17 protein-coding genes are annotated in these 16874 nt (G+C 27.9%); 2 read left to right on the top strand and 15 right to left on the bottom strand.

Annotated features, from left to right (window positions below; translation table 11 throughout):
* Window positions 1-5 precede the first annotated feature (5 nt).
* Window positions 6-458 (bottom strand): single-stranded DNA-binding protein, encoded by a 453-nt coding sequence (gene ssb / locus ACIJYC_RS03050; protein WP_435167744.1) that lies wholly within the window; start codon window positions 456-458, stop codon window positions 6-8.
* A gap of 88 nt (window positions 459-546) precedes the next feature.
* On the opposite strand from ssb, the gene uvrA reads away from it, so the two are divergent.
* Together uvrA and ACIJYC_RS03040 are read left to right on the top strand one after the other, a co-directional pair.
* The gene (gene uvrA / locus ACIJYC_RS03045; protein WP_435167741.1) at window positions 547-3399 is read left to right on the top strand and encodes an excinuclease ABC subunit UvrA; all 2853 of its coding nucleotides are present in this window, start codon (window positions 547-549) and stop codon (window positions 3397-3399) included.
* Window positions 3400-3454: 55 nt separating this feature from the next.
* A complete protein-coding gene (locus tag ACIJYC_RS03040; RefSeq protein ID WP_435167738.1) occupies window positions 3455-4057 on the top strand; it encodes a urate hydroxylase PuuD in 603 nt (200 codons plus the stop codon).
* Here the strand turns inward: ACIJYC_RS03040 and ACIJYC_RS03035 are convergent.
* The 14 genes from ACIJYC_RS03035 to ACIJYC_RS02970 are packed head-to-tail and all read right to left on the bottom strand — an operon-like array spanning window position 4054 to window position 16829.
* A complete protein-coding gene (locus ACIJYC_RS03035) occupies window positions 4054-6015 on the bottom strand; it encodes an acetoacetate--CoA ligase (RefSeq protein WP_435167736.1) in 1962 nt (653 codons plus the stop codon). The two genes, ACIJYC_RS03040 and ACIJYC_RS03035, sit on opposite strands and share 4 nt — an antisense overlap.
* 28 nt (window positions 6016-6043) lie before the next feature.
* Complete coding sequence (gene secF, locus ACIJYC_RS03030; protein WP_435167733.1) at window positions 6044-6934, bottom strand: protein translocase subunit SecF; 891 nt, start codon at window positions 6932-6934, stop codon at window positions 6044-6046.
* The gene (gene secD / locus ACIJYC_RS03025; protein WP_435167730.1) at window positions 6934-8487 is read right to left on the bottom strand and encodes a protein translocase subunit SecD; all 1554 of its coding nucleotides are present in this window, start codon (window positions 8485-8487) and stop codon (window positions 6934-6936) included. The genes secF and secD overlap by 1 nt, the downstream gene beginning before the upstream one ends.
* 14 nt (window positions 8488-8501) lie before the next feature.
* Window positions 8502-8789 (bottom strand): preprotein translocase subunit YajC, encoded by a 288-nt coding sequence (yajC, locus tag ACIJYC_RS03020; RefSeq protein WP_435167727.1) that lies wholly within the window; start codon window positions 8787-8789, stop codon window positions 8502-8504.
* Window positions 8790-8844: 55 nt separating this feature from the next.
* Window positions 8845-10104, bottom strand: coding sequence for a serine--tRNA ligase (gene serS / locus ACIJYC_RS03015; protein ID WP_435167724.1), 1260 nt, complete (start codon window positions 10102-10104; stop codon window positions 8845-8847).
* Entirely contained in the window at window positions 10097-10867 is a 771-nt protein-coding gene (tatC, locus tag ACIJYC_RS03010; protein WP_435167721.1) for a twin-arginine translocase subunit TatC, read from the bottom strand. The genes serS and tatC overlap by 8 nt, the downstream gene beginning before the upstream one ends.
* A complete protein-coding gene (tatB, locus tag ACIJYC_RS03005) occupies window positions 10860-11075 on the bottom strand; it encodes a Sec-independent protein translocase protein TatB (RefSeq protein ID WP_435167718.1) in 216 nt (71 codons plus the stop codon). Before tatB ends, tatC begins: the two co-directional genes overlap by 8 nt.
* Window positions 11076-11080: 5 nt before the next feature.
* Window positions 11081-11281 carry a twin-arginine translocase TatA/TatE family subunit gene (gene tatA, locus ACIJYC_RS03000; protein WP_435167715.1) on the bottom strand — a complete coding sequence of 67 codons (201 nt, stop codon included), beginning with the start codon at window positions 11279-11281 and terminating at the stop codon, window positions 11081-11083.
* 43 nt (window positions 11282-11324) lie between these two features.
* Window positions 11325-12032, bottom strand: coding sequence for an SMC-Scp complex subunit ScpB (scpB, locus tag ACIJYC_RS02995; RefSeq protein ID WP_435167712.1), 708 nt, complete (start codon window positions 12030-12032; stop codon window positions 11325-11327).
* The gene (locus ACIJYC_RS02990; protein ID WP_435167709.1) at window positions 12025-12768 is read right to left on the bottom strand and encodes a segregation and condensation protein A; all 744 of its coding nucleotides are present in this window, start codon (window positions 12766-12768) and stop codon (window positions 12025-12027) included. Before ACIJYC_RS02990 ends, scpB begins: the two co-directional genes overlap by 8 nt.
* A 9-nt stretch (window positions 12769-12777) precedes the next feature.
* Window positions 12778-13728 carry a glycoside hydrolase family 3 N-terminal domain-containing protein gene (locus ACIJYC_RS02985; protein WP_435167706.1) on the bottom strand — a complete coding sequence of 317 codons (951 nt, stop codon included), beginning with the start codon at window positions 13726-13728 and terminating at the stop codon, window positions 12778-12780.
* Entirely contained in the window at window positions 13721-13981 is a 261-nt protein-coding gene (locus ACIJYC_RS02980; protein WP_435167703.1) for a hypothetical protein, read from the bottom strand. The genes ACIJYC_RS02985 and ACIJYC_RS02980 overlap by 8 nt, the downstream gene beginning before the upstream one ends.
* Window positions 13981-15714 (bottom strand): arginine--tRNA ligase, encoded by a 1734-nt coding sequence (gene argS, locus ACIJYC_RS02975; protein WP_435167700.1) that lies wholly within the window; start codon window positions 15712-15714, stop codon window positions 13981-13983. The genes ACIJYC_RS02980 and argS overlap by 1 nt, the downstream gene beginning before the upstream one ends.
* Window positions 15711-16829 (bottom strand): deoxyguanosinetriphosphate triphosphohydrolase, encoded by a 1119-nt coding sequence (locus tag ACIJYC_RS02970; RefSeq protein ID WP_435167697.1) that lies wholly within the window; start codon window positions 16827-16829, stop codon window positions 15711-15713. The genes argS and ACIJYC_RS02970 overlap by 4 nt, the downstream gene beginning before the upstream one ends.
* Window positions 16830-16874: the final 45 nt, after the last annotated feature.

Raw genomic sequence — 16874 nt, 5'->3', positions numbered from 1 at the left:
AGACACTAAAATGGAATTTCGTCATCCATATCATTTGAAACTTGTGAAGAATCCTCAATATTATTTTGTTGAGTTGTGTCATTTTGAATTCCACCACCAGTGTTTCCTCCACCAAGCATTGTTAATGTACTGTTGTATCCTTGAAGAACTATTTCAGTAGAATATTTATCTTGTCCAGACTGCTCATCTTTCCATTTTCTGGTTGTAATTTGACCTTCAACATAAATTTGAGCACCTTTTTTTAAATATTGTTGAATAACATTTACAAGTCCTTCATTGAATACAACTATACGGTGCCATTCAGTTTTCTCTTTTTTTTCACCAGTATTTTTGTCTTTCCAAGATTGACTTGTCGCTAAGCTAAGTCTTGCAACACTTTTACCGTTAACCATTTGTTTGATCTCAGGGTCTGCGCCCAAACGACCAATTAATAATACTTTATTTAAACTTCCAGCCATAATATTTAATATTTGTTAAATTAATTAATAAGAACTATATCACAATTCTTCTCATTATTAATTTTATTAACTCAAAGCAACAAAAAATATGATCAAAAAGATAGTTATTAAGGGTGCCAAAGAACATAATTTAAAGAATGTTTCTGTTGAAATTCCCAAAGATCAATTTGTTGTAATAACTGGACTATCTGGGTCAGGTAAATCGTCATTAGCTTTTGATACCATATATGCAGAAGGTCAAAGACGATATGTTGAAAGTTTGTCTGCTTATGCAAGACAGTTCTTGGATAAAATGAAAAAACCTAATGTTGATCTTATTGAAGGTTTAAGTCCAGCAATAGCAATTGAGCAAAAAAATACATCTAAAAACCCGAGATCAACAGTTGCTACTGTTACTGAAATTTATGATTATATGAGAGTTTTATTTGCTAGAGCGGGCATCCCCTACTCGCCATTTACTGGAAAACCAATTACATCTCAAACTATAACTCAAATTGTAGATTTGGTTAAAAAATTACCAAAAAAAAGTACCATATATATTTATGCTCCTGTAGTTAGGGGTCGTAAAGGTGAATATAGAAAAGATATTTTAAGTTATAAAAGAAGAGGTTTTAGAAAAATCAAGATTGATAATGTTTTATACGATATCGAAAAGTCTCCAAATTTAGATAAAAAACTTAAACATGATATTTCAGTTTTAGTCGACAGAATTGTATTAAATTCAAAATTAGGAAATAGATTAGCAGAAAGTATTGAAACAGCAGTTAATTTATCTAATGGATTGGTGTTTGTTGAATATGAAGATGAGACATTACCACAAAAATTTAGAAAAATTGAAAAACTAATTTACTCAACTAAATTTGCTTGTCCTGAAAGTGGTTTCACTATTGAAGAAATAGAACCAAGACTTTTTTCTTTCAATAGTCCTTATGGTGCATGTGAGGAATGTGAAGGTATTGGAATTAAGTTAAATGTTGATCCTAATTTAGTAATTCCAGATGAAAGAAAAAGTATAGCTGATGGGGCCATTGAACCATGGGCAAAATCCACAACATTATATTACGCTCAAACTTTAGCATCTATTGCAAAACATTATGATTTCTCACTTGATGATAGATGGAAAAAATTACCGAAAAAAATTAAAGATGTTATTTTATATGGATCTGATGAGGAGGAAATTAAGTTTAATTATGATGATGGTTATGAAAAATATTCACATAAAAAAACTTTTGAAGGTGTAATTAATAATTTAGAGAGAAGATTTTTAGAGTCTGATAGTGAGTGGAAAAGAGAAGCTATAGCTGAATATCAGTCTGACTCAGCTTGTGAAAGCTGTAATGGAGATAGACTTAAAGAAGAGGCTCTATGCGTAAAAATTGACAACAATAATATTAGCGAGGTTACAAGAAAATCAATCCTCGATGCCACAAAATGGTTTAAAGATTTAGAAAAGAATTTAGATAAAAGACAATTTAAAATTGCAGAACATGTTTTAAAAGAAATTAATGAAAGATTAAACTTTTTGCTTAATGTCGGTCTTGATTATCTAACTTTATCTAGGGAGTCAGGGACCCTATCTGGAGGTGAAGCTCAAAGAATAAGATTAGCATCACAAATAGGTTCTGGTTTAACAGGAGTTTTATATGTATTAGATGAACCCTCAATAGGTTTGCACCAAAAAGATAATGTTAAACTTATTAATGCTTTGAAGAGGCTGAGAGATTTAGGTAACACAGTTATTGTTGTTGAGCATGATACTGAAACAATGGAAAATGCGGATCATATACTTGATATGGGTCCAGAAGCTGGTTCTAATGGTGGTCAAATAACTTCTCAAGGAACGTATGAAGAAATTAAGAAAGATAAAAATAGTATCACGGGACAATATTTATCTAACAAAAAGAAAATTGAAATTCCTACAACTCGACGATTGGCAAAAAATGGAAGATTTGTCGAAATTAATGGTGCCACAGGAAATAATTTAAATAATGTTAATTTAAAGATTCCAACAGGAAGTTTCACTTGCATAACAGGTGTTTCAGGTAGTGGTAAATCAACCTTGATATTGCAAACTCTTTATCACGCTTTAAATTTAACACTTAATAACAAAGCTAGAAAAGCACCAAAAGCCTTCAAGAGTTATAAAGGTGTTGAGTTGATAGATAAGATTATAGATATTGATCAATCTCCAATAGGAAGAACACCTAGATCCAATCCAGCAACTTATACTGGAGCCTTTGGTCCGATAAGAGATTGGTTTACAAGTTTACCTGAGTCTAAAACTAGAGGTTATAAACCTGGAAGATTTTCATTTAATGTTAAAGGTGGAAGATGTGAGGTGTGTGAAGGCGATGGCGTAATAACCTATGAGATGCATTTTTTGCCAGATGTTTATATTCAATGTGACGAATGTAAAGGAACTAGATACAATAGAGAAACTTTGGAAATTAAGTTTAAAGACAAAAGTATTGCTGATGTTCTAGATATGTCTGTGGATGAAGGTTGTAAATATTTTGAAAATATATCAAATATTAAAACAAAACTTTTAACACTTAAAAAAGTAGGTTTGGGTTATATAAAAATTGGTCAACAAGCTACAACACTTTCTGGTGGTGAGGCTCAAAGAATAAAATTAGCAAAAGAACTTTCTAAGAGATCAACTGGTCGAACAATGTACATATTAGATGAGCCTACAACAGGTTTACATCAGCATGATATTAAAAAGTTATTAGAAATACTTCATACATTTGTAAAACTAGGCAACACTGTTGTTGTAATTGAGCATAATTTAGATGTTATAAAAACAGCTGATTATATTGTAGATATGGGCCCTGAAGGCGGAGTTAAAGGCGGCAATATAATAGCCGAAGGTAAACCCGAGGAAATTTGTAAAATTCCAGAAAGTTTTACGGGTCAATTTTTAAAACCTTTATTAAAATAATAAAATAAAAGATTGTTAAATTTTTTGATAAATTAGTGTATAAACAATGAGAATCATGAGTAATTTATTATCATCTTTATCTAAAACAATTCACGCTTCCTTAGCATTAGCAATTTTGTTATTTGTTGGATTATTTTATTTAAATGGTGGATTTGCTTTTGACACATTGTTCTGGAGTTGGTTATTTAGATACATTCACGTGGTTGTTGCTATTATGTGGATCGGCTTACTTTGGTACTTTAATTTTGTTCAAATCCCAAATATGGGAAAAATTCCAGATGAGCAAAAACCTGCAATAGGTAAAGTTATTGCTCCAGCAGCATTATTTTATTTTAGATGGGCTGCCGCTTTAACTGTTTTATCTGGATTGATATTAGCTTTGTTTAATGGCTACCTACATGATGCAATGACATTAAGCATAGGTTCAGGAATACCAAAACATACAGCTATAGGTATTGGAATGTGGCTTGGTGTTATAATGGCATTTAATGTTTGGTTTGTTATATGGCCTAATCAAAAAAGAGCTCTTGGTATCGTTGAATGTGAACCTGAATTAAAAGCTAAATCTGCTAAAACTGCGATGTTGTTTTCAAGAACAAATACATTGCTTTCATTACCTATGTTGCTTGCGATGGTTGCAGCACAAAACCTATATTAATATTTTAATTCTTTAATATTAACAAACTGTTTTAATGACTCTGGATTTGCTAATGCTTCTTTATTTTTAATTTTATTTCCTTCAATTATATTTTTAACTGATAACTCAACAATCTTTCCACTCTTAGTTCTCGGTATATCATTTACTTCAATTATTTTATTGGGAACATGTCTTGGAGAAGCATTTTTTCTTATTTCTAACTTCATTTTTTTTAATAAATCTTCAGTAAGTTTAAATTTTGAATTTAAAATTACAAATAAAATTATTCTTACATCATTATCCCAAGATTGACCCACAACTAAGGACTCCTTAATTTCTTTAAATCTCTCGATTTCAGAATAAATTTCAGCCGTTCCTAGGCGAACACCCCCAGGATTTAAAGTAGTATCTGATCTACCAACAATTATGAAACCATTTTTATTAGTTATTTTAGCATAATCTCCATGATGCCATATATTTTTATATTTCTTAAAATAAGCATTTTCAAATTTTTCATTATTTTTGTCATTCCAAAACCTTAAAGGCATTGAGGGAAAAGGATTAGTACAAACTAGTTCTCCTTTTTTATTTATAACAGATTTACCTTTTTCATTAAAAACACGAATATCCATGCCTAATGCTTTGTTTTGGATTTCACCTGAATATACTGGTTGATATAAATTTCCTAAAACAAAGCAAGAAACAATATCAGTCCCTCCTGATATAGATGCTAGATGAATATTTTTTTTTATATTCTTATAAACATAGTTAAAACAATCTTCTGATAAAGGAGAGCCCGTTGAACAAATAGTTCTTAAATTAGATAATTTGTATAGTTTTTTGTAATTTTTTTCAGTTTTACGTAATGCATCAATATACTTTGCACTAACACCAAACAAAGTTATTTTTTCATTATTTGCTATTTTTATAAGTAGATCTTCTTTTTTATACATTGGTGATCCATCAAATAATACGATTGAAGCTTTTGAAGCCAAAACAGAAATCAACCAATTCCACATCATCCATCCACAGGTAGTAAAATAACAAACATTATCATTTTCTTTTATATCACAGTGTAATTGATGCTCTTTTAAATGTTGTAACAAAACACCACCGCTTTTATGACAAATACATTTCGGTTTACCAGTTGTTCCACTTGAATATAAAATTGCTAACTCATGTTCAAAATTAAATTTAGTAAAACTTAATTCTGTATTTTTTTGTTTGATAATATTTTTCCAATAATGAGTTTTAATATTTTTATATTTTGGTAATTTCTTAATTTCAGCTTGACCAGGATAGCTTGAGATAACCACATGTTTGATGGTTGGTATTTTTTTTACTATTTCTGGTATTCTCTCTAAAACATTAATTTTTTTTCCATTATAAAAATATTCATTTGTTACAAATAAAACCTTTGGTTTAATTTGAGAAAATCTTTCTATAATTCCATTTATTCCAAAATCTGGAGAACATGATGACCATATTGATCCAATGGCAACAGTTCCCAAAAAGGCTTCTACAGTCTCAGAGATATTAGGCATGTAAGCAACTACCCTATCTTTTGATTTTATATTTAATTTTCTTAAAAACGTGGAAATTTTTTTTACATTTATATTTAATTCTCTCCAACTTTTTATTTCACGAAAACCATTTTCACTAATGAAAGTGATTGCTTTATCATCATTGTTTTTTGAAAGTAAATTTTCTGTAAAATTTAGTTTCGAATTAGTTAGAAAAGTATTTTTATAAAATTTTGAAAATTTTTTTTTATTATCTTTACCCTTAATACCTTTTACTTTGGAATAATCCCAAACACTATTCCAAAAATTTTGTGAATTCTTTATTGTCCAATTATGAATTTTTTCAAAGTTGTTATTAAATTTTTTTTGAAATCTATTGGATATAAATTTTTCAAATTTTAACAAATTTGAATTAAATTTTAATTTTTTTGATGGTGTCCAAAGTTTTTTATTCATTCAAAATATTGCCATTGAATGTTCTGATTTATTTTTGATCATCCTCTTTCAAAACAGTTTTTTGAGAAACTCTAAGCCTAACTAATACAGTATTAGCTATATAAATTGATGAATATGTACCAAAAACAACACCTAGTATCATTGCTAGTGAAAATCCTTTTAAAATTTCACCTCCAAAAAAATAAATGGCTAATAAAGCTAATAACGTTGTAACAGAAGTAATTATAGTTCTAGATAAAGTTTCGTTGATAGAAATATTTGTTAATTCAAAAATTTTGATGTCAGAATATTTTCTTAAATTTTCTCTAACACGGTCAAAAATTACCACAGTGTCATTCATTGAATATCCAACTATTGTCAAAACAGCAGCAATAATTGATAAATTAATTTCAAGACTAAACAATGAAAACACACCAAGTGTAACAATTACATCGTGAAATAAAGCTAAAATCGCTCCTAGACTAAATTGCCATTCAAACCTTATCCAAATGTAAAATAACATTATGGCTAAAGATAATGAGATAGCAATTACTCCTGATTTTAATAGCTCAGCACTTACTTTCGGACCAACATTTTCGACTCTTCTAAAATTGAAGTTATTTCCAAAAGATTTATCAAGATTTGTTTTTATTTCCTCAATTATATTTTTCTTATTGTCTTTGTTTTCAAATTTAATTAAAAAATCTGTATCATTACCAAATTTTTTAACAGAAATATCTCCAAGATTCATTTGACTAAATTTATCTCTTAATGAGCTAACATTTATATTAGAGTCTGAAGATCTTAGTTCAATTAAAGTTCCTCCTTTGAAGTCTATTCCATAATTAAGACCTTTAAAGATTAACAAAATTAATGAGCAAATAATTAATAATGATGATAACCAATTAAAGTGATTGTAGTATTTGTTAAAAGCTATCATTATATTAATTTTTCCTTGTTTCTATTTTTTGACACATAAAGACCAGTGAATAATCTTGCGATAAAATAAACAGAAAATAAAGTTGTAAAAATTCCTATTCCTAGAGTAACTGAAAACCCTTTTATTGGACCAGAACCCATAAAAAAAAGTATAATTGCTGCTAATAAGGTAGTAATATTTGCATCAATAATTGCAGTTCTAGATTTTATATATCCACTATCAAAAGCTACTATATTATTTTTTTCGTCCTTTAATTCTTCTTTAATTCTTTCAAAAATTAAAACATTTGCATCAACTGCCATACCAACAGTTAAAATTATTCCCGCTATACCTGGCAATGTTAATGTAGCTTCAAATAAAGTTAAAATTCCTAATAAAATAAATAAATTAATTATTAACGTTAGATTGGTGATTAGTCCAAAAATTTTATATTTAACAAACATAAAAATTATAACCAAAAGAAATCCAATAGCTAAAGCAATTATTCCTGCATCAATAGAATCTTGACCTAAATCAGGTCCAACTGTACGTTCCTCTATAATATCTAAAGGAGCCGGTAATGCACCAGATCTAAGCAGTAGTGCTAAATCTGTTGCTGATTGAAATGTAAATCCGCCACTAATTTGTCCATTACCGCTTGCAATGGTATCTCTAATTACTGGAGCGCTAATAATTTTGCCATCTAAAACTATTGCTAGCTGTTTACCAATTCCAGTAGATGTTGCTTTACCAAATCTTTTAGCACCTACTCTATCTAGTGAAAAAGATACTATAGTTTGATTATTTTGAGTATCCATTTGAGGTTGAGCATCCAAGAGATTATCGCCACTTATAATAATACGTTTACTGACTATTGCTTCCTCAATACCATCCTCATATTTTAACTTTTCAACTCCAAAATTATCGTTTTCATTATTAGTAACAAATCTGAAAGTTAAATTTGCTGTTTTGCCTAAAAGAGATTTCACTCTCATAGGATCGTCTAATCCAGGAAGCTCAACTAAAATACGATTGTTTCCTCTTTTTAATATATTTGGTTCGTTTGTTCCAACTTCATCAATTCTTCGTCTAACAATTTCAATTGCTTGATCTTGTGATGATGTTTTAAGAGTAATTAAACCTTGCTTTGAAAAATTAACTTTTAAATTAAGTCCTGTATCTTCTATATTTAATTGATGTGACTTAAATCTTGGATAATAAGGATTTATATCGCTGTTTTCATCCGTAAAAGTATCAATGATTATTTGCTTACCTTGATCATCAACATTAAAGAATATATTTTGACCTTCAATTTTAATGTTATTAATTTTGATATTTTGATTTTTAAAATAATTTCTAATAGTTGTTGTTAGATTTTGAAGTTTTTGCTCTATGACTGGTGCATTATCAATTTCTAATAAAAGATAGGAACCACCTTGTAAATCTAAACCCAGATTTATTTTCTTATCAAAAAAATCATCATCAATTTTAAATAAGTTAGATGATGCAATCGCAATAAATAAAAGTGAGAAAAGAGTTATGAATACAATTCTTAACTTTGAAAAATAAAGCACTTTTCTTTGACTGATTATTTTTTAATTTCTTGAGTATTTAAAAGACCTTGAATACCTGTTGCTTTAACAATTTCAACTTTAACATTGTCAGCTATTTCAACCTCAACTTTATCGTTATCAATTAATCTTTCAACCGTACCAGTAATGCCACCAGAAGTAATAACTTTGTCACCTCTTTTTAAGCTTTCAACCATTGCTTTGTGCTCTTTAACTTTTTTTTGCTGAGGTCTTATTAAGAAAAAATAAAAAATAACAAAAATTAAAATTAGTGGTATAAATTGTCCTATTCCTGAACCTTCCATAAATCTCCTTATAAATTAGCTGAATTATTATACCATCTTAATAATGAAAACAACTTTAATTGAATGAAATACTTTCTAAATTGTTCATATAAGGTCTTAAAACTTTTGGCACAACAATTGAACCATCTTTTTGCTGATAATTTTCTAAAACAGCTATAAGTGTTCTACCAACAGCAAGTCCACTGCCATTTAGAGTGCCAACAAAATGAGTTTCTTTGTTTTCATTTTTGTATCTAGTTTTCATTCTTTGACCTTGAAAAGTTGAACAAGATGAGCAAGATGAAATTTCACGATATTTATTTTCCGATGGTAGCCAAACCTCAATATCGTAAGTTTTCTCAGCACTGAAACCCATATCACCAGAACATAAAATAACTTTTCTATATGGTAATTCTAATTTATCTAAAATATCTGTGGCGCAGTTAGTCATTCTTTCTAACTCTTCTAGGCAGTTTTCTTTCTGTACAATACTTACCATTTCGACTTTATAGAATTGATGCTGTCTGATCATTCCTTTGGTGTCTTTTCCATAACTTCCTGCTTCTTTTCTAAAACAGGGTGTTGAAGCAACAAATCGCATTGGTAAATCATTACGTTCAACAATCTTATCCTTTACAATATTTGTTAATATTACTTCAGCTGTTGGAATTAAAAATTTTCTATCTGAACCCTCGTCAAACTTAATTTCAAATTGATCGTTTTCAAATTTAGGAAGTTGTCCTGTACCAAACATTGTATTATCAGATGCAATTAAAGGTGGTGAAATTTCCTGATATTGATTTTGATTTACATGAGTATCTAGCATAAAATTTGATAAAGCTCTTTCTAATAGAGCTAGTTTATCTTTAACAAAAACAAATCTTGAGCCTGTAGTTTTTGTAGCAAGATCGAAATCTAACATCTTTAAATTTTCACCTAGTTCATAGTGAGATTTAGGTTTAAAATCAAAATCAGGAATTTTACCTGATTTAGAAATTTCAATATTATCGTTTTCATCTTTACCATTAGGAACATCAGGATGAGGGATATTTGGAATATTTGACAATATATCTTCTAATTCAATTTTAACTTTTTTTTGACTTTCTGAAATTTTTTCTAAATCTAAAGTAATTTCTTTTGATTTTTTAAACATTTTTTCATCTTTAGACTTTGAAATATCTTTTTTTTCTTTTTCTAAAGTTTCTTTTTTTTGAATTAACTGTCTATTTTCTTCATCTAACATTTGTAAATTTTTGACATCTAAATTAATAAATCTTTTTTCTAGAGATTTTGCAAAAACAGTGAAGTCTTTTCTTATATCTTTTAAATTATGCATCTGTTTTTTCTAAATTTTTGTTTTCAATAAATTTTACAGAAAATATTGATAATTCATATAAAATTAATAATGGAATAGCTAAACCAATTTGAGTTATGGGGTCTGGTGGTGTGAGTAAAGCAGCAGCCGCAAAAATAATTACAACAACATATTTTCGTCTATCTTTTAAAAACTTACTATCCACAACGCCAACTCTTGCTAATAAACTAAGCACGACTGGCAACTGAAAACTTAATCCAAAAGCAAAAATAAGTTTCATAACTAGTGATAAATACTCATTAACCTTTGCTTCAAGTTGAATTGGTAAATTAGTTGAAAGACCAGTGCTTTCAAATGACAAGAAAAATTTAATCGCAAGGGGCATAATTAAATAATAAACCAACATTCCTCCTAGAAGAAATAATATCGGCGTTAAAATTAAGTATGGCATTATAGCAATTTTTTCATGTTTATATAAACCAGGTGCTATAAATTTCCATATCTGCATAAGTATAAATGGACATGTCACAAAGAAAGCAGTGAAGAATGAAACTTTTAGATAAGTTAAAAAAGTTTCTTGTAATGCAGTAAAAATTAATCTTCTTTCAGATCCATCATCTTTAACTGCTTTAGCAAAGGGATCTACTAAAAATCCATATATGTTTTCTGCAAAAAAATAACATCCAATAAAAAATATAAATAAAAACAAAAAACTATGGATAAGTCTTTTTCTTAATTCTGTTAAATGACTTATAAAGCCACCCTCATTTTCTTCATTACTCATCTTTTTTATCATCTTTTTTTATTTCGCTGATTTTTTCATCATCAATTTCAATATTTGAAACTTCACTTTGAATATCTCGCATATATTTTTTAGCTGTTCCAATCCAAGAACCAGCTTTTTTTAACATTATGGGAAAATCTTTAGGTCCAAGCACAATTATAGCTATGCCTACAACAATCAAAATTTCAAACCAACCAATAGTAGGCATGTAATTTAATCTTTTTTATCTAAGTCTTTATTTTCTTCAGAAATGTTTTTTGGCTCATTATCGTCAGTAACATCTGACGCCATTCCTTTTTTGAAACTTTTAATACCTTTAGCAACGTCACCCATAAGACTAGATATTTTACCTCGCCCAAATAGTAAGACGACTAATATTACAACAATTGCTATTTGCCAAATTCCTATGCTCATAAAAACTTATAACCCTTTTATGATTAATTTCAAAGTTACTTTTTTATGAATCTTTTTCCTCTTCATCAAGAGTACTATTTAGCATTTCATCAATATTAGAATAGATATCCTCTTTTTTTTCGTCTTGTTTTTCTTTAAAAAATTTGCTTGTACCAAAAATTGCATTATCAACACTGGAACTATCAATTAAACCAGCGGCACCTAGTTCATCTACAGTTGGAAGATCTGATAACTTCTGTAAATTAAAGTGACTTAAAAAACCATCTGTAGTTAAATATTGGATTGGTTTACCCGGGACATCTTTTCGACCTCCAGGTTTGACCCAGTCTAATTCCATTAAAATTTCTAAAGTATTTGTTCCAAAAGCAACACCACGTATCTCCTCAATTTCTGCTCTGGTAACAGGTTGGTGATAGACAATTATTGCCAAAGTTTCTATTGCAGCTCGAGATAATTTCTTTTCAACAGTTTTTTCTTGGGTCATTAAAGTTGAAAGTTTAGGCGATGTTCTAAAAGACCATTTATTTTTAATGCAAACTAAATTTATACCTCGACTTGAATATTCTTGTTGTAATTTTTCTAACGATTTAGCAACATTTGCTTTCTTTGAAATTTTACTTTCAATTGTATCAACATCAAGAGGTTCAGCGGCTGCAAAAATTACTGCCTCAATTTCTTTATCAAGATCATTAATTTTAGTTGGAAAATTAACTACATTATCTTTTTTGGTCACTTTTCCTTTTTTAATCATTAACTTCCCTTACATAAATATCATCAAATAAATTATCTTGTTTCATAGAAAGATTACCCTCTTTAACTAATTCTAAAGATCCAGCAAAAATACCTGCTTTACCAGTTTTTTTATATTTAGAACCATTTTTAAAATTTGTTGGAATTAGATCATCAAGATTTTTCCAATCCATGAGCTTACCAAGAAATTGTTTTATAGTCTTAATGCCATCCTCGGTAGTAAATACAGGTAATTTTGGAATATTCATTGTTTGAAAATCTTTTGTCATCACTACTGAAGAGTATGATTTTAAAAGTTCAAATAAGGTTACATTGTATTCAGAGCTATAAATGGATCTTATATTTCCTTTTATTCCACGTGTTCTAATTTCTCTTCCTAATCGATTTCTTTTAAGCATCTGTTCTGAAAGTAATCTAATCAATTCTAATTTTTTAAGCTGTAATTTTAATTTTTCAGCAACTTCTTGAACTTTAAACTCTTCTTCAGGAGTGCCAGGAAGTAATAATTTTGATTTTAAGTAAGCTAACCATGTAGCCATTAATAAGTACTCGGATGCTATTTCTAAATTTAAGTCTTTTTCTTTAGTGATATAATCATGAAATTGATCAGCTAATTTAGTTATAGATATTTCCTCTAGATCTACTTTTTGAGCTTTAGCAAGATCCAACAAGACATCTAAAGGACCATTATAATTATTAATATCAACGTTAAATAAAACAGAATCAGACTCAGGCATAAACAAATATTATCTTAAAATTTTATAAAATTGTGATGTTTTTTTAATTATAAAACTACTTATCAAGGGTGAATTTTCAGCCACTGACTTCATTTCAGCAAAATTACTATTACAATGAAGAACTATATTACATCCAGCTTTAAAAGATTTAACGGTATTTTCTTTCATAGACTCTTTTAAACTTTTCATTGAAAGATCATCTGAAATTAAAATATTTTTGAAACCTATTATATTTCTAATATGATTAATGACTTTTTTTGAATGAGTTGCAGTGTTTAACTTATCTATATTTTTATAAATAACGTGCCCTGTCATTGCAAAGAAACAGTCTTTTTTTTTAAATACACTAAAATCATTTTTTTTAAGATATTTAGGTGATTTACTGACTATAGGTGTAAAATTATGACTATCTACTTTAGCTAAACCATGTCCAGGTATATGTTTTATTATGGTTCCAATCGAGTTTTCATGAAATAATTTTATACATAAATCACCCATTTTAGAGACCGTATTTACCTTGTTGGAAAAGGATCGATCACCAATTATATTACTAGATCCTTTAATTCTAAGATCCAAAACTGGAACTGTATTAATGTTTGCCCCAATTAATTTTAATAAGTGAGATGTTTTATCAATAAATAATCTATAAATTATATCTAATTTCATTTTATCTTTTTCATAAAGATTACCAAAATATTCAGATGTTAAATTATCAAAAGAAATAATATTACTTAATCTATTTACTCTTCCACCTTCTTGATCAATTAATATTGGATAATTTTTATCTTTAAAAATTTTTTTTATACTGTCTGTTAAATTCTTTGTTTGTTTAACAGATTTAATATTTCTTAAAAATAATATCACTCCCCAAGGCTTATATCTTATTAAAAATTTTTTTTCTTTAATTGATAGCCTGTAAGATTTAATGCCAACTATAAAAGCTCTTCTATTTTTAATCATTCTCTAAAAGTTTCCAAAAATTAAATTTTTTTTTCTTTTTATTGTCAGTCTGTTTGACATATTCAATGATATTTTCTGTATCATTTTTTAATAATGGTAAATTTTTAGAATAATCTTTAATCTTTTGATCAATATTTTTGTAAGATCTATAAGAATTTTTGATATTTTCATTTGAATAATAATATTTTCCAGTAAAAAAAATAAATAAACCAATAATTGCTATAAATATTAGATTCTTAATCTCTTTTAGCATTACATTTTAGCTGGGGAAGAGACACCAACTATGTCCATCCCTGATTTAATAACATTAGCAATTGCTTTTAAAAAAACTAATTTATCTTGAGAAATATTTTTTTGATCATTGATAAATCGTTTTTCAGGAAATTGTTTTCCAAGATTCCAATAAGAATGAAACTCTGCAGCAAGCTCATATAAATAAATTGGTATTCGATGTGGCTCAAGTTTTGTACTTGCTGCATCAATACATTTTGGCCATTCAGATATCTTCTTTAAAATTTTAATTTCATCCTCTGAATATTCAAAATTATAATTATCTATACTAATGTTTTTTTCTAAATTTTTACCCAAATGTCTAAATACAGATGAAATTCTTGCATAACAATATTGAACATAATAGAGTGGATTATCTTTCGATTTTTCTTTAACTGCATCAAAATCAAAATCTAGTTCAACATCACTACTTCTGTTTAACATAATAAATCTAGTTGCATCTTTACCAACTTCTTCGATTAAATCGTCAACTGTAATATAATCACCTTTTCTTTTTGACATTTTAAATGGCTTGTTGTCTTTAATTAATTTTACTAGCTGACTAATTTTACAAATTAATTTATTTTTTTCTCCTGAAAGAGCTTCTACTGAAGAAGAAATTCTTTTTATATAACCAGCATGATCTGCGCCAAGTATATTAATTAGATAATCAAATTTACGATCAACTTTATTTTTATGGTAGGCAACATCACTTGCAAAATAAGTCCATGTACCATCAGATTTTTGCAAAGCCCTATCCTTATCATCACCAAAATCTGTTGATTTGAACAACAATTGCTCTCTTTCTATCCAATCCTTCTTATCTTCCCCAGCCGGTGCTTTAATTTTACCTTTATAGACAAAATTATTAACTTCCAAAAATTTTATTACATTTTCAACTTCTTTATCTAAAACAATATTTTTCTCGCTAACAAAATTGTCATGTTTAATGCCAAGACTTTTTAGATTTTTTTTGATTAATAATAAGGCTTGTTCTATTGATAATTCAGTTAATCTTTCACTTATATTTTCATAATTATCAAAATTTAATTCAGCATTGGAAGAAATAATATTTTTTGCAAAATCAACCAGATAGTCTCCAGGATATAGATCAGAATTATCAATTGGAAATTTTTCATTAAATTTAATCTCGCGTATTCTGGCAAAAACAGATTTAGTAAAATTAATAATCTGATTTCCATAATCATTGACATAATATTCTTTAGTAACTTTATGATGGTTAAAAATTAATACATTTGAGATTACATCGCCCAATACAGCTCCACGACAATGACCGACATGGAGGGGTCCTGTTGGGTTAGCTGAAACAAATTCTATTAAATAATTCAGCTTTTTTTCTTTTTGATTAACACCAAATTTTTTTTTGTTAGCAATAATTTCTTGAATAAAATTTGTCCAAAACAAAGGTTTAAACTTAATATTGATAAAACCTGGTTTCACAATTGTTATATTTTGGATCAAAGAATCTTTATCTTTAATAATGGGAGATATTTGTTCAGCTATGTCTATTGGTGATCTTTTATTTAATTTTGAAAGTACCATTGCTACATTAGTCGATATATCACAATCAAATTGAGCTGGTGGAATTTCTGCATTAATTCCATTAAAAGTTTCTGGAATAAGTAACTCTCCTTGTTTGCTCAGATCAATTAAAATTAATTTAATTTTGTCCAGGTACGATTCAAAGATATTCATTTATAATTATTATATAGGTTAATAGCATAACGATCCGTCATACCTGAAATAAAATCTGAAATAGCTCTAAATTTATCACTAGTCAATTGATCTTTTGAAAGAAATTTTTTAGGATTAGATTTAATTATACTAAATAATTTTTTAATAATCACTTTACCTCTTTTATTTTTCCTTAAAACTAATTTATTATTGTACATTTTAGTTCTCAAAAATAATCTAATTTCTCTTTCTGAATTCTGTAATTTATCTGAAAAATTAACTAATAATTGATCTGCCTTATTAACATCATTTACAGATTTAATTTTTAACTCTTTTAAATTTTTTTGTGTGTTAGACAATAAGTCTCTAATCATTAAATCAATTGAGTCTCTAATTATTTGATAAGTGGCAATTTTATAATTTCTTTTATTTATTTTATTTTTATACTTAAGATAAATCGATTTAAAAAAGTCTATTTCAACAAGTTCTTCTAATTTAAACAAATTAGCTTTAATTCCATCTTGAATATCATGATTATTGTAAGCAATATCATCAGAAATTGCTGAAATTTGAGACTCTAAAGATGCGTAAGTGTTAAAATTAATCTTTCCTTTAAATACCTTTAAACCAATTAAGCTATTTACTAAGCTTGTATCTTCGACAGGTCCATTATGTTTTAACAACCCTTCTAATGTTTCAATAGATAAATTTAGACCTTTAAATTTAAAATACTTATTCTCTAAGAACATAACTATTCTTAATGTTTGCAGATTATGATCAAAACCACCATAATTTTCCATACATTCGTTTAAAGCGTCTTCACCAGCATGGCCAAATGGTGTGTGACCTAAATCGTGAGCAAGACTTAATGTTTCAGCTAAATCTTCATTTAAATTTAAATATTTAGCAACAGATCTTGCTATTTGAGCAACTTCAATAGAATGGGTAATTCTTGTTCTGAAATGATCTCCCTCCGTATTTACAAATACTTGTGTTTTATGTTTCAACCTTCTAAACGATGCACTATGGATAATTCTATCTCTATCTCTTTGAAATGGTGATCGATACTTTGAAGTGGGCTCTTTACTAAGTCTACCCTTACTTTTGAATACGCCTAACAAAGTGTGTTTTTTCATCCTTTAATTTAAATAATTAAGTATTATATTAGTAGTATCAGTGTT

Source organism: Candidatus Pelagibacter bacterium nBUS_28 (assembly GCF_051200915.1).
GTDB lineage: Bacteria > Pseudomonadota > Alphaproteobacteria > Pelagibacterales > Pelagibacteraceae > Pelagibacter.
This window is presented reverse-complemented; position numbering and strand designations above follow the sequence as displayed.